The sequence below is a fragment of the Rhizobium sp. LjRoot254 genome (assembly GCF_964254105.1).
GTDB lineage: Bacteria > Pseudomonadota > Alphaproteobacteria > Rhizobiales > Rhizobiaceae > Rhizobium_E.
In genome coordinates this window covers 5,470,001-5,491,120 of sequence record NZ_CAXUSM020000001.1, presented here as the reverse complement: position 1 = coordinate 5,491,120, position 21,120 = coordinate 5,470,001, and the positions used below count along the sequence as shown (strand labels likewise).

The window sequence follows — 21,120 nt, the reverse complement described above, 5'->3', positions numbered from 1 at the left end:
TCATGGCGGACAGACTGGGGTTGACCGGTACGCTTGCGCTGGAGCGGATCAACGGCGGGCAGTCGAACCCCACCTATTTTCTCACGCTTGGCGACCAGCGCATGGTGCTGCGCAAGAAGCCACCGGGACCGATCTTGCGTGGCGCTCATGCGGTCGAGCGAGAGTTCCGGATCTTGAGCGCGCTCCATCCGACCGGCGTGCCGGTGCCGAGGCCGATCCTGCTGCATGAAGATCCCGCCTTGCTAGGGACACCCTTCTATCTGATGGAACGGGTCGAGGGGCGGGTGTTTTCCGACTGCGCGCTTCCGGAACTGCCGTCCGAAGCCCGCAAGGACATCTATTTCGGCATGGCCGATGCGCTGGCGAAACTGCACGCGCTCCGACCCGACCAGATCGGACTGGGTGACTACGGCCGGCCAGGCAGTTATTTCGAGCGGCAGATCGCGCGCTGGACCAAGCAGTGGCGGCAATCACCGAGCACGCGCATAAACGCGCTGGATGTCCTGGCTGACTGGCTGCCGAAAAATCTGCCGCCGGACAATGGCGCGGTGTCGATCGCACATGGCGATTTCCGTCTCGGCAACATGCTCTTTCACCCGACCGAACCACGCATCGTGGCAATTCTCGACTGGGAACTTTCAACGCTCGGCCATCCGCTTGCCGATCTTGGTTTTTGCTGTATGCCATGGCACACGGCGCCGGATGAGTACGGCGGCATCCTTGGTCTCGACGCCGATGCGCTGGGCCTGCCGACCGAAACGGAGTTCCTTGATCGCTACTACGCAACGGCGATCCCGACGGCGGTGCTGCAGCCCTTTCATATCGCCTTCGCACTCTTCCGGTTCGCGGTCATTTTCGTCGGCATCGCCGACAGGGCACGGGCCGGCAACGCCGCTGCCGCCAACGCTGCCGACGTCGCGCCGCTGGCCGAGCGTTTTGCTGCGAGGGCGCTTTCCGTTATCAGGCAGGACAAACTCCCGCTGGCCTGAACCGCTCAACCGAACTACATCGATAACATTAGAGGTGGTTAGTAAAAATGTCCTGCTGTCGAATAGGCGAAAGCCCGCCCCAAATCCGGAGAGGATGCGCTGTTCAGCGACCGATGCCACTTGACAACAATCGATTGCATAAATATTGCTCTGGTCTATGGAGAGCGAATGCTCGACATAATGGCACGATGGAGGATCGTGCCAATTGGAGGTTCCTGAACGTGAATGACAGTCCCATCCAGGGTTCGCGGCTGAACATGAAAGAGCTGGCCAAGGCACTTAACCTTGACCGCTCGACGGTTTCGCGTGCGCTGAGTGAGGACAAATCGCATCTCGTCGGACTCGAAACCCGGCTCAGAGTTCGCGAAGCCGCGATGAAACTGGGTTACCGGACGGATCTGACGGCGGCTGCGCTCAGAAAGGGCCGGACGGATACGGTCGGCATCATCGTTTCGGATCTTGGCAATGAGACCTTCATCACTGTCATGCGGCAGATCATGGCCGACCTCAAAGGCAATGGCGCACTGCACATGACGCCGCTTATCGGCGAGACACGCGACGACCTGGCGACCACCCAGGATCTGTTGCACCGGTTTCTCTCACGCAGGGTTGATGCAATTATTTCGCTGGCGGCGAGCGATGATCAGGCGGAAGCGCTGCAATTGGCGGCCCTGCAAGTGCCTGTCGTGCTCGCTGTCCGCAGCATTCGCGGCGTTGAATTGCCATCCGCCCTTTGCGACGATGAGGCAGGCGGGGCGATGGTCGCCGCGCATTTCGCCGCGCGCGGGCACAAATTCGTTTGCCAGGTCCAGGGACCGACCGCGGCGGCCACATTCCGCAATCGCGCACGCGGGTTTTCACGCGTCTGCAAGCAATCCGGGTTGTCCGAAGTTCCGTCGGGCCTGGCGGTGAAGAATGCGACAACGCCCGAAGGCCGGCAAGTTTTCGCACAGGTCATGGCGGCTGATCCACGGCCAACCGCGATATTTGCCCATAACGACTCTATTGCCATTGGCCTGATGGAGGCGCTGCGGTCGGAAGGCCATCGCTGCCCCGAAGATATGGCCATTGTTGGCTTCAACAATACGCAGATGTCGCGTGTTCTTGCGATTCCGCTGAGCACTGTTGACTATCCCACCGTCGAGGTGGGCAGGCATGCGAGCAGGCTGGTGAGCAACCTTATCGAAAACCGGGATTATGGCTGGAAAACCAGTGTATTTTCTCCGTCCCTGCTGGTTCGCGCCTCATCCTAGAGCAGCGAAGGGCCCTGCGAATGAACGCTCTGGGCCCTCCGACAAAATCGCAATTTTGACGAAGCTAAATGGAAGGAAAAATTGCCAAGCAATTTATGCAATCGATTGACAGAATTAGCCTCGTTGATAAAATAGAGTCGAGTTTTTGGGAGGAAGCCATGAACTTTCGTATGACACACGCCCTTTATATGGGGCTTGCCTTGTCCTTTGCCGCTCCTGCCGTCGCGCAGGAAGCCGATGGCAAGCTGGATGGCCAGGGCAAGGAAATCGTCGTGCTGATGCCGAGTCGCAGCAATGCCTATCTCGCGCAATGGATCCGCGGAGCCGAACAGAGCGCCAAGGAAGGCAATTATAAACTCACCGTAATTGAAAACAATTTCGATCAGACCGAGCAGGATGCGCAGGTGCAGCAACGCCTCGGCATGCCTGACCAGCCTCTGGCCTATGTCTGGTGGCCGGCTGACAACCAGGCCGGGCTCGCAACCCTCAATCGCTTGAGCCGTAGCGGCGTGCCGGTTTTCCAGGTCATCCAGGGTGTCCAGCCCGAAGCCAAGGATCTCGTCGTTGCCTATGCTGGCGTCAACGACTTCTTCAACGGCCAGGTCGCCGACGGCGGCAACATGGTCATCCTCAAGTTCATTCCGGGCTATTCAGCCGGCGATGATCGTGAGACGGGCTTCATGGATGCGACCAAGGACAAGCCGTTCAATATTGTCGGAACCGAATTCGCTGGCTTCGACAATGCCAGCGGCTACAAGGCGATGAGCCAGCTGATCCCGAGCATTCGCGACGGCGGCATCGACTTCGTCTACGGCATGTCCGATGGTCCGGTGACCGGCGCGGTCAAGGCGCTCGAAGAAGCAGGCCTTACACCGGGCAAGGATGTCTATCTCCTCAGCGCCACCTGCATTGCCGATATATCGGCGATCAGTTCCGCGAAGGAGTTTGCGACCGGCGTCCAGGCAGCAGGCCTTGAGGGCTGGTTCTCGATCAATGTTGTGGCCCGCTATTTCGAGTATGGCAAGCAGGTCAAGGACGGCGATTACATCGCGCCGGACACGCCAGACGCACGGCCGGATTTCAATTTCCCGCCGAGCAAGGTCAACATCATTCCCAACCCACAGGTCGTGGTGGGCAATGATCCTGCAAAGGCCGGCGACGTGCTGAAGAACTTCAGGCTCTGGGGCCAGACCTTCAACGACCATTGCGTCTATTGAGCGCGAAGCAGGCAGCAGAGCTGGTCCGTCCGTTATGTGTATGGGCCGGCTCTGCATCCTTCGATCATTCAAGGGAGGACGACGATGCTGGCGATGAGTGGAATCTCGAAGTCCTATGGACCGATCCACGCTCTGTCGAATGTGAGTTTTTCCGCCGGGCGCGGCAGTGTGACCGCCCTGTTGGGCGAGAACGGCGCGGGCAAGTCGACGCTCGTCAAGATTTTGTCGGGGCTTGTCGCGCCGACAAGCGGCTCGGTCAGTGTTGATGGAAAGGCAGTGGACCTGTCGACGCCGGGCCGTGCCCGGCGCGCAGGCGTCGCGGTCGTGCAACAGGAAATCAGCGTGCTGCCGAACCTCACCGTGGCCGAGAATTTCATGCTGACGGGTGGTAGACACTGGCTCTCCCGCAGGAAAGCCGCCGCCGACTGCCGGACCTATCTCGCCCGGCTCGGGCTTGATCATCTTGATCCTGCGACGCCGGTCTCGGCGCTTTCGATCGGGGAGCGCCAGTTGGTCGAAGTCGCCCGCATGCTGTCGCAAAGCGCCAGCGTGCTGGTGCTGGATGAGCCGAGCGCCGCCCTTGCCGATCATGACATCGCGCTCGTGCATCAGGCGGTTCGCAGGCTTGCGCGCGAAGGAAACATCGTTCTCTACATCACCCATAGATTGAACGAACTCGAAGAGATCTGCGACCAGGCCGTCGTGTTGCGGAATGGAAAACTGGCCGACCAGTTCCCGGTCAAGGCAGCAGGCATACCGCGGATCGTCCAGGCGATGATCGGCCGCGAACTGGACCAGCTTTTTCCGGATGTCTCTGAAACGCGGTACGGGGACCGCAGCGTGGCGCTGGAACTCGATGCCACGCAAACCGCTGCGCTTGCGGCACCGGTGACGCTGAAACTCCGCGCCGGCGAAATCGTCGCAACCTGCGGCCAACTTGGCAGTGGCTTTGTCGAGCCAATTCGGGCGGTCGCCGGCAAGGCTGAGTTGCAAGCCGGCGCCATTTATGTCCATGGCACGCCGCTGTTACGGCAAAGCCATGCCACGCGCGCCGATGCCGGCATCGCCTATTGCTCTGATGATCGACAACTGGACGGCTTCTTCCACGAACTGCCTGTTTGGGAGACACTGTCGGCCCCGCAGCTCGCCTCGCGCGGACTGATGAAACTGACCAATTCCAAGACCTTGAGCCGTAGCGTCAATGATATTGCCGAGCGAATGACCATCCTGCCGGCCTATCGGCAGCGTAAGGTCAGGGCGCTTTCCGGCGGCAATGCGCAGAAAGTGTCGATCGGCAAATGGCTGTCGCGGCAGCCGCGTGTGCTGCTGCTCGAGGAGCCGACACGTGGCGTCGATGTCGGGGCGCGGGCCGAAATTTATACGCTGCTGCGTTCGCTGGCGGATGAGGGGCTCAGCATCCTGTTTGCGAGCACCGACCTCGATGAAGTGCTGGGCTTTTCCGAGCGCATCTTCGTCTTTCACGATCGCCGCCTTGTGCGCACCGCTGCGGCCGGAGAGCTCGACCGCAACAGTCTCGTGACGTTGATTACCCATGGGGCGTCGCATGTCCACTAATTCGAAGCACAAGCCTATGGCCAAAATTCCCGCATTTGCGGGCTCGCGCTGGGATAACCTGGGACCGTTGGCGCCCCTCGTTCCCGTACTGGCCATCGGCCTGATCGCCACGGTCTCGGTGCGTGGTTTTGCGACCGCGCCCAATCTGATCGCCGTCGTACAAGCCTCGGCGATCACGGGCATCGCGGCCATCGGCACGGCGGCCATCACCATTTCCGGCCGCTTCGTCAGCCTCGCGGTCGAACAACAGGCCATGACTGCCGCCTTCGTCTTCGCCACGCTGATCCTTGCGGGCATGCCCTTTGCGATCGCGGTTGCCGCCGTCTTCGTGCTGGCCGCCGCACTGGGCTTTGTCCAGGGCTATCTCGTGTCGCGCGGACTCAATCCGATTGTCACCACGCTCGCCTTCGGATCGGTGCTGTTCGGCATGGTGGTCTGGTTTGCCGACAACCGCACGCTGACGCTCTCGGACAACCCGATGCTGGCGATCGGCGGCGGCCTGACCTTCGGCATCCCCAACCAGGCAGTGATATTCATCGTCGTACTGGCGATCGGCACCTGGTTCCTGAGCCGGACGACACTTGGCCGGCAAATTGTCCTGACAGGCGCCAATACCAAAGCGGCGGAACTGATCGGCGTTCCCACAAAGCGTATCGTCATCATCGCCTTCGTCATCGCCGGGCTGATGGCAGCCTTGGTTGGAATCCTGGTGGTGGGCCAGGTTTCGCAAGCAAAAAGCGATATGTTCGACGGCCTGACGATCGACGTTGTTGCTGCCATCCTGGTCGGCGGCATCGCCATCCAGGGCGGCGAAGGCCAGCTTTGGCGGGCCGGCCTTGGCGCCATCGTGCTGACCATGCTCGGCAACATCATGCTGTTGCTCGGCATCGATGCCGGAATGCGCGAACTTGCCAAGGGCCTTTTGGCCGGCGCGGTGCTTCTCACCATCACCCTGATGAAGGAGCGTGGAAAATGAGCGGTTTGAAACTGGATGCCGGCTTGCACGGCCGCATTGCCATCGCCCTCATTCTGGCCGTGGGCCTGAGTATCGCCGTTCCCGGTTTTGCTTCGATCGCGACTGCGGCTTCGGTGTTCGAGAATGTCGGCCTGATCGCGCTCATCGGCACCGGCATCATGCTGACCATGGTCGTCGGCCAGCTCGACCTTTCGATCGCCTCGGTCGCGGCGGTCGCGGCAATCATCGCGCTGAAGATTGCCGGCGTGTCGCTGCTGCTCGGCATCCTGGTGGCGCTGGGCGTGGCGACGGTCTACGGCGCGGCGATCGGCTACGTCATCGGCCGCACCGGCATCAATTCCATGGTTCTCACCGTCTGCACGCTGATCGGTCTGCGCGGACTGGCTCTCGTCATGGCGCCACAGCGCCCCGCTATCCTCCCAGGCGGTCTTTTCTGGCTCTCCGATGCTCTCGTAATCCGAATGGGGCCAGTCACGGTTCTCGGCCTGATCGGTATCGGCGTTGTCGCCATCATCGGCGTGCTGATGCGCTGCACGACCACCGGCCTGTCCATGTATGCCGTCGGCGGCCATGCCGAGCGTGCGCGCGGGTCGGGCGTCGATACGACGCGTGTCTATATGGTGGCCTTTGCCGGTTCGGCCGTGCTCGGTGCCTTGGCCGGCATCCTTGCAGCAGTGCGCTCGGGCTCTGCATCCGGCCTTGGCTTCGAGAGTTTCCTGTTGGCGGGCATCACGGCAGCGGTGGTCGGCGGTGTGCCGCTCGAAGGCGGCCGTGGCACTGTCATCAATGTCCTGATCGGCGCGTTCATTATCCGGCTGGTCTCGACCGCCGTTTCCCTCGGCGGCATCGCCGGTTCGTTCGAAAGCATCGTCATCGGCAGCATCCTGCTTGCCATGCTGCTTCTCGATTATTGGCTCAGAAAACGCGGCGGGTCCCGGTCCGGCTCCCGCCGCACATTCAATCAAACTGCATTTTAGGAGGAATGAAATGGCTCATCCGGAAAAAGGTGGCGCGATCGTCACCGGTGCCGCCCGTGGCATCGGCCGCGCGATCGCGGCAGCGCTGGCGGAGGACGGCTTCGGCGTGCTGATCGCCGACATGGACGCGGCGACGGGCGAGAAGACGGTTGCCGAACTCAACGAAAAGCATCCCGGCAAGTTCGTCTTCGCCAAGGTCAACGTCACCAAGCGCGCGGAAATCGCCGCGGCGATCGCCGAATGCCAGAAGGCATTCGGATCGATCAACGTCATGATCAACAATGCCGGCTTCAACAAACCCGAGCCTTTCCTCGACATCACCGAGGAGACCTGGCGTAACATCATCGAGGTCAATTCGCTCGGCGTGCTGATCGGCATCCAGGAGGCGGCCAAGGCAATGATCGCCGCCGGCACCAAGGGCAAGATCATCAACACGGCCTCGATCGCCGGCCGTACCGGTTTTGCCGACTTCGCGCCCTATTCCGCCAGCAAGGCGGCCGTCATCAGTCTTACCCAGGCAGCCGCCCGGGCGCTGGCCGCCAAGGGCATCACCGTCAACGCCTTTGGCCCCGGCGTGGTCGATACGCCGCTCTGGGAAAAGCTGGACGACGATCTCTACAAGATGGGTGCAAGCTCCAAACCCGGCGAAGCCATGTCCTCGATGGCCAGCCAGATCCTGCTTGGCCGTGTCGCGCAGCCGAGCGACGTGGTCGGCACGGTGCGTTTCCTGTGGTCGGAAGGATCCGACTACATGACCGGCCAGACGGTCATCATCGATGGCGGGATGGTGCTGCAATGAGCGGGAAAACTGCAATCCTCACGGGTGCTGCCGGCGGTATCGGCCGCGCCACCGCCGAGAAGCTTGCCGCTGACGGCTGGTCGCTGGTCCTGGTCGACGCGGTCGATGCGGTCAACGCAGTCGCGGCGTCGCTCGACAAGGTCGACGGTCAGTCCTTTGTCGGCGTCGTCGCCGACCTGACGAATAATGCATCGATCGGCGGTATCTCCGAAGCGGTGGCGAAGATCGGCCATCCGCTCAAGGGTCTGGCGCTGGTTGCCGGCGTTCTGCAGAAGGTCGGCTCGATCGAGACGCTGGAACTCGACGAATGGGACCGGGTGATGAATGTCAACCTGCGCGTCAATCTGGTGCTCATGAAGACCTTCATCCCGGCACTGCGCGAGGCCAAGGGGGCGGCGATCGTCACCGTGTCGAGCTGGTACGGCAAGAGCGGCCACGGCTTCTTCGCGGCCTATTGCGCCTCCAAGGCAGGATTGATCTCGCTGACCCACACGGCGGCGGACGAACTTGCCCGCGACAAGATCCGTGTCAACACCGTGGCGCCCGGCAATGTTGCGACATCCATGCACCTCGACGCGCTGGAGGAAGAGGCGCAGAACCGCAACATCACCTTCGAGGAGATGAAGAAGACCGAGTGGGACAAGATTCCGCTCGAGCGCGCCGCCGATCCCTCGGAAATCGCCGATGCGATCAAATTCCTGCTGTCGTCGGAAAGCTCCTACATCACCGGCGCGACCATCGACGTCAACGGCGGGTGCCTGTTCTCATGAAGAACGCCGTCCCGAAGTCCCGGCAGGCCAAACCTTCAGGCGAGATCGCGCCGGGACTGGATACCGATGTGCTGGAGCGGTTCTACAAGGAGCTCTGGCGCATCCGGCTTTTCGAAGAGCGGGCAACCGAACTCTTCAAGGCGGGCATCATCAAGGGTACGGCACATTCCTGCATCGGCCAGGAGGCGATCGCGACCGGTGCCTGTGCCGCGCTCGACGAGGGCGATTACATCGTTTCCAACCATCGCGGCCACGGGCACTGTATTGCCAAGGGTGCGGATCTAGGCGCGATGATGGCCGAGTTGTTTGGCAAGGACACCGGCTATGGTCATGGCATGGGCGGCTCGATGCACATCGCCTCGATGGAGCATGGAATCCTCGGTGCCAACGGCATCGTCGGCGCGGGCCTCGGCATCGGCACCGGTGCGGCGCTGTCGTCCGATATTCGCGGCAGCAGTCAGGTGACCGTGGCTTTCTTCGGCGATGGCGCCGCCAACGAAGGTATTTTCCACGAGGCGCTCAATCTTGCGGCACTTTGGAAACTGCCTATTGTCTTTCTCTGCGAGAACAACCGCTACGGCCTGTCGATGGGCGTCGCGGAAGCCTCGGCCGTGCCGCAGATTTCCACGCGCGCCGGCTCTTACGGCATTCCCGGCGAGACGATCGACGGCAACGATGTCGTAAGCGTGCTCGAAGCGACGCAACGGGCCGTGACGCGGGCGCGGGCGGGCGAAGGCCCGAGCCTGATCGAGGCGATGACCTATCGCTGGGGCGATCACTCGATGCGCACCAACCTGCCACGCTACCGGCCGGTCGAGGAAGAAGACCTCTGGCTAAACCAGAAGGATCCGATCAAGCGGCTCGGCGAAACATTGGCCGAGCGGCAAGTCGGCGCGGCGCGGCTGGAAGAGATGAAGGCGGAGGTACGGCTGGAGATCGGAGCCTGCGTGAAGAGCGCCGAAGCTGCGCCCGAACCCACATCGGCGATCCTTTTGCCTTCAGTAATCTCGCCACTTTTGCCTGACGACGGCGAGCCCGATCCCGGCACGCGCACCCTCGGTTATGTCGAAGCCGTCCGCGAGGCGATGGATCAGGAACTGGCCCGCGATCCCACGGTGTTTGTCATGGGCGAGGATGTCGGCAGGATCGGCGGCCTGTTTGCCGCCACGAAAGGCCTGCAGGAAACCCATGGCGCGGCGCGCGTACGGGATACGCCGATCTCCGAGAACGTGCTGGCGAACGCCGCCGTCGGCGCGGCGATGACCGGGATGCGGCCGGTGGTCGAGGTGCAGTTCTTCGATTTTATCACCCATATGATGGATGCGATCGTCAATCAGGCGGCCAAGCTGCGTTTCATGCTCGGCGGCGAGATCTCGATCCCCCTGGTGATCCGCGGGCCGCAGGGCGGCGGAATACGGCTTGGAGCCCAGCATTCCCAGTCGCTGGAAACCTGGTTCTCTCATGTGCCGGGGCTTGTCGTGATCGGCCCTTCCAATCCCTATGATGCCAAGGGGCTGCTGGCGGCAGCGATCGAGGATAACAATCCGGTCGTCTTTATCGAGCATAAGCTGCTCTACCAGATGAGCAGCGGCCCGGTACCGGAACAACGCTACAGGCTGCCGATCGGAAAGGCAAAAGTACGTCGCGCGGGCGGCGACGTGACCATAGTCGCCACGATGGCCATGGTCGATGTCGCACTCGCCGCCGCCAGGGACCTGGCGCGACAGGGCATCGAGGCCGAGGTCATCGATCCTCGCACGCTCAGGCCGCTCGATATGCCAACCATCCTCGCCTCGGTGCGCAAGACCAATCGCTGCGTGGTTGTGCACGAAGGCTGGAAAACCCACGGCTTCGGCGCCGAAATCTCCGCCCGGATTATGGAGGAGGCGTTCGATCATCTCGACGCCCCGGTCCTGCGGGTCGGGATGGACGACGTGCCGATGCCCTACAACGCCAATCTCGAAAGGGACCTGATCCCCAACGCCAAGCGGGTGGCGGAAGCCGCGCGCGCGGTTTGCTACACGGAACAACAAGGCGGCTCCATTTTCGCCGCCTGATGCAATCGATTGCCATATGCAAGGAGAAGTAGATGACGAAACGCATCGATGTGGAATTTCAATCCGAAGGGTTCACCCTCCGCGGCTGGCTGTTTCTTGCCGACGAAAGCAAGAAGTCGCCCACCGTGGTTCTGGCCGGTGGCTGGTGCTACGTCCGTGAAATCGTCATGCCGACCTATGCGCAGGCCTTCGCCGATGCCGGCATCAATGCGCTGATCTTCGATTACCGCAATCTCGGCGTCAGCGATGGCGACAATCCGCAGCATCTCGATCCATGGCAGCAGATCCGTGACTATCAGAATGCCATCAGCTTTCTGGAGCGACATGACGCGGTGGATCCGGATCGGATAGGCGTCTGGGGCATTTCCTATTCCGGTGGTCACGCGCTGATCCTCGCAGCCATCGACCCGCGGGTAAAAACGATCGTCTCGCAGATTCCAGTCATCGATGGCTTCGAGAACATGCGCCGTGCCCATGGCACTATGGAATATCGCGCGCTCTGGAATCTCATTCTTGAAGATCGCAAGCTTCGCTACGAAAAGCCCGGGGAACGGCTGCATCTCCCGCACGCGACCGAGGATTCGGCCAGGGAAGTCTCATCCTGGCCGTTTCCGGAGACTGTGCGAACCTTCATGGCGATCAAGAACAGCACGGCGCCGCTTTACCAGAACAAGAGCACGGTGGAATCGGTCGACCTGTTGCTGAACTATGATGTCGGCCCATTCGTGAAGCGCATCTACAACACGCCGACGCTGATGATCGTCGCCGAAGGCGACGACCTGACGCTTTGGGATCTCGAAATCAATGCCTTCAACCAGGTGCCCTGTGCCAACAAAAGGCTCGAGATCCTGCCACACACCTCGCACATGACACTCTACTCGGACGAGTCGAAAGTGAAAAAAGCAGCCGCCCTGGCACGTGACTGGTTCGTAGAAACGCTGAAGCCGTAGGGGATGGACCCGCCAGCGCTCGCGTTTATGGCATGCAATCGATTGACAAGGGAGGGCGCCGAACAGACATTGATATGAAATCTGATAGGTATTCGCATTTCACACCGGCAAGCCTGGAGCATCCAGGGCCTATGCTTCGATCCGCGGGATGAAGCAGCCAATCGCTTGTCGGACCACGTTCAATCGGGAGGAATGAACATGTCTCAGGAAGAAAATATCATCAAAGCCGCGGCGCAGTTGCGCGATCCGATCTCGCGCCGCATATTTATGCAGTTGACGGCGGCGGCGGGCATCAGCATACCGGCTGCTGCCACCTTTGGCGGCTTCGGCAGCAAGGCTTTCGCAGCGCCGGCTGCCAAGGCCGCGACCATCGTCGCCACGCCGGCCAACGACTATTGGGCAGCCTTCATCAAGGGCTTCCAGGCGACATCGGCGGCGTTGAAGACCGAGCAGGTCGAGCTCTATCACGACAATGACGCCGCCCGCGAGATTTCCCAGGTGCGCGGGCTGCCCACCCAGGGCGTCAACATGCTGATCAACACCGTGATCGCCGCCGGCGAAGTACCGATGATCGCCAAGCTTTGCCAGGAAAACCAGATCTATTATTCCGCCATCTGGGAAATCCCGGCCTGGTTCACGCCCCCCGATGTCGGCGATTATTTCGTCAACTACATGACCGCCAATTCGGTCGATGCTGGTTACGAATCCGCCAAGGAGCTGTTCAAGTCGATCGGCGGCGAAGGCGAAGTTGTCCACATCAAGGGCCTGGCCACGCCGACCGACGATGCCCGCACCGCGGGCGTGGTCAAGGCCGCCGCCGAATTTCCCGGCATCAAGCTGGTTGGCAATCCGCGTGGCGATTGGGTTCGCGAAAAGGCCCGCACGGTCATGCTCAGCATGGTCACCGCCTATCCGAACATGAAGGCCGTGTTCGGCCAGAATGATTCGATGGCACTCGGCGCGCTCAGCGTTCTCAAGGAGCGCAATATGACTGGCGTCAAGGTCGCCGGTATCGACGGTCTGTCGGAAGGCCTGCAGGAAGTGGCCAAGGGTGAACAATATGTCGCCACAAACACCTCGCTGGCACCCTACCAGGCCGGCTTTGCCGCCGTCATGCTGTTCGATGCGCTGAACGGTTGGAAGCCGAGCCTGGCCGAACGGCTGCTCTACACCGGATCGCTGACGGCAACGGCGGAAACCGCAGCCGAGATCGACAAGAAGGTCTATCAGAGTGCCGAGCTGCCGTTCGATTTTGCCAAAATGAGCCGCACGCTCAATCCTGACAACTGGGATCCGCAGAACAATATCTATCCGATCGATCCAGCCACCCAGTGGGCCGGCGTGGATGGCGAGGCCAATCTGAACGCCGCGTACAAGGACGGCAACTGGAAAGCCGAATTCGACACGGTGACCAAGCTCTACGCCGATCACTACAAGAGTGGCCCGTTCAAATGAACGCAGCGCTTGCGACGGTCCATCGCGAGAGCCCGAGTGACCGGCCGGATTCCGAGCCGGCACTCGAACTGCGCGCGATTTCCAAGGCCTATCCCGGCGTAAACGCTCTCTCCGGGGTCAGCTTTATCCTGCGTCGCCATCAGATGATCGGCCTCGTCGGTGAGAATGGCGCCGGGAAATCGACATTGCTGTCCATCATCAACGGTACCGTTCGCCCTGATGCAGGCTCGATATCGATCAATGGCTCCGACATGCGCTTCGGACATCCGACGGAGGCTGCGAGGAGCGGCATCGCCACCGTATTCCAGGAACAGGGTCTTATCCCCAACATCCCGGTGTTCGAAAACATCTTTCTTGGCCGGGAGGGGAAATTCACCGTCAGCGGCTGGCTCAGGCAAAAAGCGATGATCGCGGAAGCGCGGGCGGTGCTCGATGAGCTTCAGGTCGATATCAGCCCGACCGCATTGACCGGCACGCTTTCTTTCGGTCAGCGGCAGCTGGTCGAGATCGCCAAGGCTTTTGCGCTCAGCCGCATCTATCCGGTCGAGCCGATCATTCTGCTGGACGAGCCGACCAGTGCGCTTTCCGACATGGAAACGGAAAAGCTCTTCGATGGAATCAAACGGTGGCGTTTGCGGGCCTCTTTCGTACTGGTGTCGCACCGGCTCGCCGACGTCTTTGCCACCTGCGATGAAGTCGTTGCCCTCAAGGACGGCCGGGTCATCGACCAGCGGCCAGTCGACAGCATCACCGAAGTGGCGCTGCACGAATTGATCGTCGGCCGCCAGCGAAGCGAGGAATATTATCGCGAGGCGACCCAGCGCGAGCCCACCACGACGATCGCCTTGCGTGCCGAGAACATCGAGAAGCCCGGTCATCTCAAAGGCGTTTCGCTCGATCTTCGCGAAGGCGAGATTCTTGGCGTCGCCGGCGTTCTCGGCTCGGGCAAATCGACCTTGGCCAAAATCATTGCCGGCGCCGAAATGCAGAGCGCGGGCGATGTCAGCGCAGGCGGCGTGCCGCTTCGCCGGGGGTCGCGACGCGATGCCATTCGCCGCGGCATCGGTTTTGTACCGGCCGAGCGGACGGTGGCCGGGATTATCGGCACCGAAACCGTCGAATGGAATCTGACGCTTCCCAACCTCGCGCAGATCGGTCTGGGCTTCATGGGACTGATTTCCACTCGGCGTAGCCGCGCGCTGACGGCCGAGTGGATGGGGCGGCTCAAGGTCCGGGCACCCGGACCAACGACGCGATGCAAGACCCTCTCCGGCGGCAACCAGCAAAAGATCGTGTTTGCCAAATGGCTTGCGAGCGGGGTCCGCATCCTCGTGCTCGACGACCCCGGCCGTGGACTCGATGTCGGCGCCAAGGAAGATATCTACTCGCTCATGCGCGAAATCGCCAACAATGGCGGCGCGGTGCTTCTGGTCTCGGACAACCTGCCCGAACTAATCGGACTCTCAAACCGCATTCTGGTGCTTCGCGATGGCCGGGTCTCGGCCCTGATCGACGCGCCCAAGGGAGCCAAGCCGCGTGAAGTCGACGTGGTTTCGGCCATGCTATAGGAATTATCATGACGGATACGCCGACAAGTGGAACCAAGGTCAAAAGCGACCTCAATCTCCGCACGATCATCCTCCCCCTCGTGGCGATCATCGTTCTCATCGCCTATTTCTCGTATATCAACCCGCTGTTCTTCTCATCCGTCAACGCGCTCAACATCGGCCGTCAGTCGTCGGTCCTGCTGATCGTCGCACTCGCGGGAACGGTGGTGATCCTGATTGGCTCGATCGACCTCTCAGTCGGGGCGTTGGTGACCCTGACCGGGATTCTCGCGGCACTCACGGTCGATCGGTTCGGCGTTGCGGGTGCAACATTTACCGCCATCGCCGTCGGTGGTTTCGTCGGCCTCGTCAATGGCAGCCTCGTGACGATGTTGCGGGTGCCGTCCTTTCTGGTCACACTCGGCATGCTGTCGATTCTATCGGGTGTTTCCAACCAGATATCGCAGGGACAATCGATCCTGTTCATGAACAGCGTGCTGCCGGATGTCGTCAATGGCGCGGTGCTTTTCGGCATACCCAACGTTATCTGGTTCGCCCTGATCGCAACGGCGCTGCTGACCGTCATCGCCTTCCGCACCAAGCTCGGACGTTATCTTTATGCGCTCGGCGGTGGCGAGATCGTTGCCTCGAATGCCGGCGTGCCGGTAACCTTTTACAAGGTCCTCACCTTCGTGCTTGCCGGCGCGATCTGCGGTTTCGCCGGCGTAATCATGACGGGTCAGGTGGGCGCCGGAACGCCGACAGCCGGCAGCAGCCTGCTGTTGAACTCGATTGCAGCCGTTGTGATGGGCGGCACGGCGCTGTCGGGAGGCATAGGCGGCCCGCATCGCACGTTTCTAGGCGTCCTCGTCATCGCTATTCTCACGAACGGCATGGACGTGACCGAGGTCAACAGCTTTACGCAGGATATCGTCAAGGGCCTGGTCATCATTCTGGCGGTCTCGCTGACGATCGACCGCTCGAAATACTCATTCATAAAATGATAGGGAGTTGGGTTATGCAAGCATCGCTTAAAAGGACGTTCGGACGCAGTGGCCTTGAAGTGACAGCCATGGGCTTTGGCACCGCGCCACTCGGAAATCAGTTCCGGGCCGTGCCGGAAGAGGACGCGCGCGGGGTCATCCAGCATGCCTGGGATTCCGGGCTGCGCTATTTCGATACGGCGCCAATGTACGGGCATGGACTTTCAGAGCACCGGCTGGGTGAATCGCTGCGCGCGTTTCCGCGCGACGAATATGTGCTCTCGACCAAGGTCGGCCGGCTGCTGAAGCCGGTACCGCAGGGCGGCCTGACTTCATTTTTCTGGGTCGACATGCCGCCTTTCGAAGTCGTCCACGACTATAGCTATGACGGCTGCATGCGCTCGTTCGAGGATAGTCTCCAGCGCATGGGCGTGTCGCGGATCGATATCCTTTTCATTCACGACATCGACACATTCACACATGGTACCGAACTTCAAAAAGTGCATTTCCGCACCGCCATGGACGGCGGTTACAAGGCACTGGAGAAATTGCGCTCGGAAGGGGTCGTCAAGGCTATCGGTGTCGGTTGCAATGAATGGCAGGTATGTGAAGCTGCTCTCCGTGAGCGTGACTTCGACTGCTTCCTGCTTGCGGGGCGCTACACGTTGTTGGAGCAGGACGCGCTCGACACGTTCCTGCCGCTATGCGAGGAGCGGAATGTGTCGGTCGTGCTCGGCGGCGGCTTCAACAGCGGCATTCTTGCGACCGGCGCAGTCAAGGGAGCGCACTATAACTATAGCGAGGCTTCGCCCGAGATCCTCGCGCGGGTCGCAAGAATCGAGGCGGTTTGCGCGACATTCGAGGTTTCGCTTGCTGCAGCGGCGCTGCAATTCGTACTTGCCCATCCTGCCATTGCCACCAACGTTCCGGGCACCCGCTCGCAGAAGCACCTTGATCAGAATGTCGCTCTCATCGGCCGACCAATTCCAGCCGAATTCTGGGCGGCGCTGAAAAAGGAAGGACTGATCCGGGACGATGCTCCGACACCGGGATGATGGCGGGATAGGGGCGTTGCTGCAGCGATCGATTCAGGTTCCACACGAGGTTCTGCAGAATGCCCTTGGTGGTAATGCCGGCCGAATAGGTCTCGATTGTCTCGTTGCCGTGCGGGGTCTTTCGCCCGTTGCGGCGGACATCCTCAAGAACGAGCTCTATATCGGCAAGCTCGTCTGGAACTGCCTGTTCCTCGCCGGGTCGCATTGTCGAATATGCGGAGCCGGAATTGAAGTGCTGGATGCCGATGCCTTCAGCCAACCTGTCTCGCACCTCATTTCCCTCGCCCTGGGAGGGCAAAGACGCCCCGGAGCTCGACGGGTCCGGGATTTGAGAGCCTCCCGGAGAGGGCATGATGTCTTCTTGCCGAAGCTGGCGAGTGCATCAAGTCCGTGCCCATTTAGCCAACGCAAAAAGCCCGCCGCATTTCTGCTGACGGGCTTTTGATTTGGTTGCGGGGGCAGGATTTGAACCGTTCGGGTCTCAAAACAGTCCACTGGACTGTTTTGTCTCACTACGTTCGAACGACCGCTCACCCTTCAGGTTATGAGCCTGACGAGCTACCGGGCTGCCGGCAACAAAAAAGCCCGCCGCATTTCTGCTGACGGGCTTTGATTTGGTTGCGGGGGCAGGATTTGAACCTGCGGCCTTCAGGTTATGAGCCTGACGAGCTACCGGGCTGCTCCACCCCGCGTAAGTCTTCGGACATCGGGTCCGGTTATTTGTGTATTGTACAACGACAATGGGCCGCTTTGAGGGCGGCCCGTTGTGTCCGGTCGTTGCCGGATGTGATCGTTTTTCGGACGACGAAGACGTCGCCTTGTTGAGACTGATTAGATTTGCGTTTTGCAGACCTGGCAGCGACCTACTCTCCCGTGCCTTAAGACAAAGTACCATCGGCGCTGGGGCGTTTCACGGCCGTGTTCGGAATGGGAACGGGTGCGGCCACCCCGCCAGAACCACCAGGTCGGCAAAGCGCAAAGCTAATCATGAGAAGCTGGTGAGGCGATGCCTCGTTTTTATTTGAATGAATGCAGTGTTTTCACATTGAACTCTCTCAGGCCCGGATGGGATTACCCATACAGGCCGATAGGCCGTCGCCGACTTTTCGGCGGAGCCCGTCCGGAGCACTCTTTCGTGCGTCAGGACAAGAGAATCCATTGCTTGTCTCATAGCGGACGAAGGCTTTGCCTTCGCCGCGTGATGAGCACAAGCAATGAGAACGATGAAGTCTATCGAGCTATTAGTAACGGTAAGCTTCACATGTTGCCATGCTTCCACACCCGTCCTATCAACGTGGTCGTCTTCCACGGCTCTCAGGGAACACTCGTTTTCAGGTTGGTTTCCCGCTTAGATGCCTTCAGCGGTTATCCATTCCGTATATAGCTACTCTGCTATGCCCTTGGCAGGACAACAGATCCACCAGAGATACGTCCATCCCGGTCCTCTCGTACTAGGGACAGATCCTGTCAATATTCCTACACCCACGGCAGATAGGGACCGAACTGTCTCACGACGTTCTGAACCCAACTCACGTACCGCTTTAAATGGCGAACAGCCATACCCTTGGGACCTGCTCCAGCCCCAGGATGCGATGAGTCGACATCGAGGTGCCAAACAACCCCGTCGATATGGACTCTTGGGGGTCATCAGCCTGTTATCCCCGGCGTACCTTTTATCCGTTGAGCGATGGCCCTTCCACGCGGGACCACCGGATCACTATGACCGACTTTCGTCTCTGCTCGACTTGTCAGTCTCGCAGTCAGGCGGGCTTATGCCATTGCACTCGACGAACGATTTCCGACCGTTCTGAGCCCACCATCGCGCGCCTCCGTTACTCTTTCGGAGGCGACCGCCCCAGTCAAACTACCCACCATACACTGTCCCGGACCCGGATGACGGACCGCGGTTAGACATCCACGAAGATAAGGGTGGTATTTCAAGGATGGCTCCACGAGAGCTGGCGCCCTCGCTTCAAAGCCTACCACCTATCCTACACATGCCTTGGCGAATGCCAGTGTAAAGCTATAGTAAAGGTGCACGGGGTCTTTCCGTCTGACCGCAGGAACCCCGCATCTTCACGGGGAATTCAATTTCACTGAGTCTATGTTGGAGACAGCGGGGAAGTCGTTACGCCATTCGTGCAGGTCGGAACTTACCCGACAAGGAATTTCGCTACCTTAGGACCGTTATAGTTACGGCCGCCGTTTACTGGGGCTTCGATTCAAAGCTTGCACCTCTCCTCTTAACCTTCCAGCACCGGGCAGGCGTCAGACCCTATACGTCGTATTGCTACTTCGCAGAGCCCTGTGTTTTTGATAAACAGTCGCTACCCCCTGGTCTGTGCCACCCTACTGCACTTGCGTACAATAGGGTCACGCTTCTTCCGAAGTTACGCGTGCAATTTGCCGAGTTCCTTCAACATAGTTCTCTCAAGCGCCTTGGTATACTCTACCTGACCACCTGTGTCGGTTTCGGGTACGGTCTATACGGTGGAGCTATTTCCTGGAACCGCTTCCCTGCCCAATCAATCCAATAAGACTGAACAAGTTACGCAATCCGTCACTACCACCAGGCCCACGAATATTAACGTGGTTCCCATCGACTACGCATTTCTGCCTCGCCTTAGGGGCCGGCTAACCCTGCTCAGATTAACTTTAAGCAGGAACCCTTGGTCTTTCGGCGAGGGAGTCTCTCACTCCCTTTATCGTTACTCATGTCAACATTCGCACTTCCGATACCTCCAGAGGCCCTCACGGGTCCTCCTTCACAGGCTTACGGAACGCTCCGCTACCACGTACACTTGCGTGCACATCCTCAGCTTCGGTGCATGGCTTTAGCCCCGTTACATTTTCGGCGCAAAACCCCTTAATTAGACCAGTGAGCTGTTACGCTTTCTTTAAATGATGGCTGCTTCTAAGCCAACATCCTGGTTGTTTTGGGAGTCTCACATCCTTTCCCACTTAGCCATGACTTGGGGACCTTAGCTGGAGGTTAGGGTTGTTGCCCTTTTCACGACGGACGTTAGCACCCGCCGTGTGTCTGCCGATTAGTACTCCCCGGTATTCGGAGTTTGGTTAGGATCAGTAAGACGGTGAGTCCCCATAGCCCATCCAGTGCTCTACCCCCGGGGGTATTCGATCGACGCTCTACCTAAATAGATTTCGCGGAGAACCAGCTATCTCCAGGTTTGATTGGCCTTTCACCCCTAACCACAAGTCATCCCAATCTATTGCAACAGATGCGGGTTCGGTCCTCCAGTTGGTGTTACCCAACCTTCAACCTGCTCATGGCTAGATCACCTGGTTTCGGGTCTAATGCAACAAACTCAATCGCGCTATTAACACTCGCTTTCGCTGCGCCTACACCTACCGGCTTAAGCTTGCTTGTTACACTAAGTCGTTGACCCATTATACAAAAGGTACGCAGTCACCCTTGCGGGCTTCCACTGTTTGTAGGCAACCGGTTTCAGGTTCTATTTCACTCCCCTTGTCGGGGTGCTTTTCACCTTTCCCTCACGGTACTTGTTCGCTATCGGTCATGCACGAGTACTTAGGCTTGGAGAGTGGTCTCCCCATGTTCAGACAGGATTTCACGTGTCCCGCCCTACTCAAGGACAATGAGTGTTCTACATGTACGGGGCTATCACCCGCTAAGGCCGGACTTTCCATTCCGTTCCATTTTATTCCTCATTGCCACTGGCCTGGTCCGCGTTCGCTCGCCACTACTAACGGAGTCTCGGTTGATGTCCTTTCCTGCAGGTACTTAGATGTTTCAGTTCCCTGCGTTCGCTTCTTACACCCTATATATTCAGGTGCAGATACCTTATATCAATACTTGGAAAGATAAGACGTTCTTGCGAGCGTCTTAAATTTTCCAAGTATCTAAGGTGGGTTTCCCCATTCGGAGATCCATGGATCAAAGCCTATTCGCGGCTCCCCACGGCTTATCGCAGCGTATCACGTCCTTCATCGCCTGTGCATGCCAAGGCATCCACCAATTGCCCTTATTTCACTTGATCGTTCTCATTGCCAATGCTCATCAATGCGTGCGCATTTGATAAATTGTTCTGCCCTGATCGCGCTGGTTGCGCTTCCCGCAAGCCCTCGAAGATGAGGCCCTACGTACGTTCCGGAGAGAGAGTACCGTCCAGGACCGACAACGACATCGATACCTGGAAAGACAAAACACACTGGCATTCATTCTTTCGATACACACTAAAGAATGCGTATCTTAAGACCAGCTTCTCGAGACATGCGAGTTGATGCGCGGTCAGGCAACATCAACCATGCCGTCCGTCAGAGAGATCCGAAGACCTCAACAACATTGACGACATCTTGACAGGCAAAGCTCCAAAGGAGCAGTTCCCGCATGTCTTCTCTTCACGATTTGGTTAAGAACAGGCCCTTCATACCCGATGGTACAAAGTGCAAACTTGTCTTTTCTTATCAAAGGATTGCTCAACTCATACAGCTCAGGTGTTTATACAACACCGAAGTGGTGGAGCTGAGCGGGATCG

At 59.5% G+C, this 21,120-nt stretch carries 14 protein-coding genes, 2 tRNA genes and 2 rRNA genes (1 of these 18 running past the window's edge); 14 read left to right on the top strand and 4 right to left on the bottom strand.

Annotation, left to right across the window (positions count from 1 at the left end):
- Window positions 1-2 precede the first annotated feature (2 nt).
- From ACSQ26_RS27170 to ACSQ26_RS27105, 14 genes are all read left to right on the top strand, one after another.
- On the top strand, window positions 3-989 hold the full coding sequence (locus tag ACSQ26_RS27170; protein ID WP_436014499.1) for a phosphotransferase family protein: 987 nt from the start codon (window positions 3-5) through the stop codon (window positions 987-989).
- 113 nt (window positions 990-1,102) lie between these two features.
- Window positions 1,103-2,242, top strand: a complete 1,140-nt coding sequence (locus ACSQ26_RS27165; RefSeq protein WP_436014497.1) for a LacI family DNA-binding transcriptional regulator — start codon at window positions 1,103-1,105, stop codon at window positions 2,240-2,242.
- A gap of 158 nt (window positions 2,243-2,400) precedes the next feature.
- On the top strand, window positions 2,401-3,459 hold the full coding sequence (locus tag ACSQ26_RS27160) for a sugar ABC transporter substrate-binding protein (protein ID WP_436014495.1): 1,059 nt from the start codon (window positions 2,401-2,403) through the stop codon (window positions 3,457-3,459).
- Window positions 3,460-3,543: 84 nt separating this feature from the next.
- Window positions 3,544-5,034 (top strand): sugar ABC transporter ATP-binding protein, encoded by a 1,491-nt coding sequence (locus ACSQ26_RS27155; protein ID WP_436014493.1) that lies wholly within the window; start codon window positions 3,544-3,546, stop codon window positions 5,032-5,034.
- Window positions 5,024-6,010: an ABC transporter permease gene (locus tag ACSQ26_RS27150; protein WP_436014491.1), complete on the top strand. Its 987-nt coding sequence runs from the start codon at window positions 5,024-5,026 to the stop codon at window positions 6,008-6,010. The genes ACSQ26_RS27155 and ACSQ26_RS27150 overlap by 11 nt, the downstream gene beginning before the upstream one ends.
- Window positions 6,007-6,987 (top strand): ABC transporter permease, encoded by a 981-nt coding sequence (locus ACSQ26_RS27145; protein ID WP_436014489.1) that lies wholly within the window; start codon window positions 6,007-6,009, stop codon window positions 6,985-6,987. Before ACSQ26_RS27150 ends, ACSQ26_RS27145 begins: the two co-directional genes overlap by 4 nt.
- Before the next feature lie 10 nt (window positions 6,988-6,997).
- Window positions 6,998-7,786 carry an SDR family oxidoreductase gene (locus tag ACSQ26_RS27140; RefSeq protein WP_436014487.1) on the top strand — a complete coding sequence of 263 codons (789 nt, stop codon included), beginning with the start codon at window positions 6,998-7,000 and terminating at the stop codon, window positions 7,784-7,786.
- Window positions 7,783-8,556 carry an SDR family NAD(P)-dependent oxidoreductase gene (locus tag ACSQ26_RS27135; protein ID WP_436014485.1) on the top strand — a complete coding sequence of 258 codons (774 nt, stop codon included), beginning with the start codon at window positions 7,783-7,785 and terminating at the stop codon, window positions 8,554-8,556. The genes ACSQ26_RS27140 and ACSQ26_RS27135 overlap by 4 nt, the downstream gene beginning before the upstream one ends.
- On the top strand, window positions 8,553-10,613 hold the full coding sequence (locus ACSQ26_RS27130; RefSeq protein WP_436014483.1) for an alpha-ketoacid dehydrogenase subunit alpha/beta: 2,061 nt from the start codon (window positions 8,553-8,555) through the stop codon (window positions 10,611-10,613). The genes ACSQ26_RS27135 and ACSQ26_RS27130 overlap by 4 nt, the downstream gene beginning before the upstream one ends.
- A gap of 32 nt (window positions 10,614-10,645) precedes the next feature.
- Entirely contained in the window at window positions 10,646-11,563 is a 918-nt protein-coding gene (locus ACSQ26_RS27125; RefSeq protein ID WP_436014481.1) for an alpha/beta hydrolase, read from the top strand.
- Window positions 11,564-11,761: 198 nt separating this feature from the next.
- Window positions 11,762-13,018, top strand: a complete 1,257-nt coding sequence (locus ACSQ26_RS27120) for a sugar ABC transporter substrate-binding protein (RefSeq protein WP_436014479.1) — start codon at window positions 11,762-11,764, stop codon at window positions 13,016-13,018.
- Window positions 13,015-14,586: a sugar ABC transporter ATP-binding protein gene (locus tag ACSQ26_RS27115; protein ID WP_436014477.1), complete on the top strand. Its 1,572-nt coding sequence runs from the start codon at window positions 13,015-13,017 to the stop codon at window positions 14,584-14,586. Before ACSQ26_RS27120 ends, ACSQ26_RS27115 begins: the two co-directional genes overlap by 4 nt.
- 8 nt (window positions 14,587-14,594) lie before the next feature.
- Window positions 14,595-15,569, top strand: a complete 975-nt coding sequence (locus ACSQ26_RS27110; protein WP_436014475.1) for an ABC transporter permease — start codon at window positions 14,595-14,597, stop codon at window positions 15,567-15,569.
- Between the two features lie 14 nt (window positions 15,570-15,583).
- Complete coding sequence (locus tag ACSQ26_RS27105) at window positions 15,584-16,603, top strand: aldo/keto reductase (RefSeq protein WP_436014473.1); 1,020 nt, start codon at window positions 15,584-15,586, stop codon at window positions 16,601-16,603.
- A 615-nt stretch (window positions 16,604-17,218) separates the two neighbouring features.
- Here ACSQ26_RS27105 and ACSQ26_RS27100 read toward each other — a convergent pair.
- The 4 genes from ACSQ26_RS27100 to ACSQ26_RS27085 form a co-directional block, all read right to left on the bottom strand.
- Window positions 17,219-17,295 (bottom strand) — tRNA-Met (locus tag ACSQ26_RS27100).
- A 158-nt stretch (window positions 17,296-17,453) separates the two neighbouring features.
- Window positions 17,454-17,568: ribosomal RNA gene (gene rrf, locus ACSQ26_RS27095) — 5S ribosomal RNA — on the bottom strand.
- A gap of 255 nt (window positions 17,569-17,823) precedes the next feature.
- Window positions 17,824-20,622: ribosomal RNA gene (locus ACSQ26_RS27090) — 23S ribosomal RNA — on the bottom strand.
- Between the two features lie 477 nt (window positions 20,623-21,099).
- Window positions 21,100-21,120, bottom strand: a tRNA-Ala gene (locus tag ACSQ26_RS27085) (it continues 55 nt past the right edge of the window).

Excerpts from the sequence above, each read along its gene's own strand:
- ACSQ26_RS27115 (WP_436014477.1), top strand. The coding sequence starts at position 13,015 with ATGAACGCAGCGCTTGCGACGGTCCATCGCGAGAGCCCGAGTGACCGG.
- ACSQ26_RS27160 (WP_436014495.1), top strand. The coding sequence starts at position 2,401 with ATGAACTTTCGTATGACACACGCCCTTTATATGGGGCTTGCCTTGTCC.
- ACSQ26_RS27125 (WP_436014481.1), top strand. The coding sequence starts at position 10,646 with ATGACGAAACGCATCGATGTGGAATTTCAATCCGAAGGGTTCACCCTC.
- ACSQ26_RS27130 (WP_436014483.1), top strand. The coding sequence starts at position 8,553 with ATGAAGAACGCCGTCCCGAAGTCCCGGCAGGCCAAACCTTCAGGCGAG.
- ACSQ26_RS27165 (WP_436014497.1), top strand. The coding sequence starts at position 1,103 with ATGCCACTTGACAACAATCGATTGCATAAATATTGCTCTGGTCTATGG.
- ACSQ26_RS27110 (WP_436014475.1), top strand. The coding sequence starts at position 14,595 with ATGACGGATACGCCGACAAGTGGAACCAAGGTCAAAAGCGACCTCAAT.
- ACSQ26_RS27155 (WP_436014493.1), top strand. The coding sequence starts at position 3,544 with ATGCTGGCGATGAGTGGAATCTCGAAGTCCTATGGACCGATCCACGCT.
- ACSQ26_RS27170 (WP_436014499.1), top strand. The coding sequence starts at position 3 with ATGGCGGACAGACTGGGGTTGACCGGTACGCTTGCGCTGGAGCGGATC.
- ACSQ26_RS27135 (WP_436014485.1), top strand. The coding sequence starts at position 7,783 with ATGAGCGGGAAAACTGCAATCCTCACGGGTGCTGCCGGCGGTATCGGC.
- ACSQ26_RS27105 (WP_436014473.1), top strand. The coding sequence starts at position 15,584 with ATGCAAGCATCGCTTAAAAGGACGTTCGGACGCAGTGGCCTTGAAGTG.
- ACSQ26_RS27140 (WP_436014487.1), top strand. The coding sequence starts at position 6,998 with ATGGCTCATCCGGAAAAAGGTGGCGCGATCGTCACCGGTGCCGCCCGT.
- ACSQ26_RS27120 (WP_436014479.1), top strand. The coding sequence starts at position 11,762 with ATGTCTCAGGAAGAAAATATCATCAAAGCCGCGGCGCAGTTGCGCGAT.
- ACSQ26_RS27145 (WP_436014489.1), top strand. The coding sequence starts at position 6,007 with ATGAGCGGTTTGAAACTGGATGCCGGCTTGCACGGCCGCATTGCCATC.
- ACSQ26_RS27150 (WP_436014491.1), top strand. The coding sequence starts at position 5,024 with ATGTCCACTAATTCGAAGCACAAGCCTATGGCCAAAATTCCCGCATTT.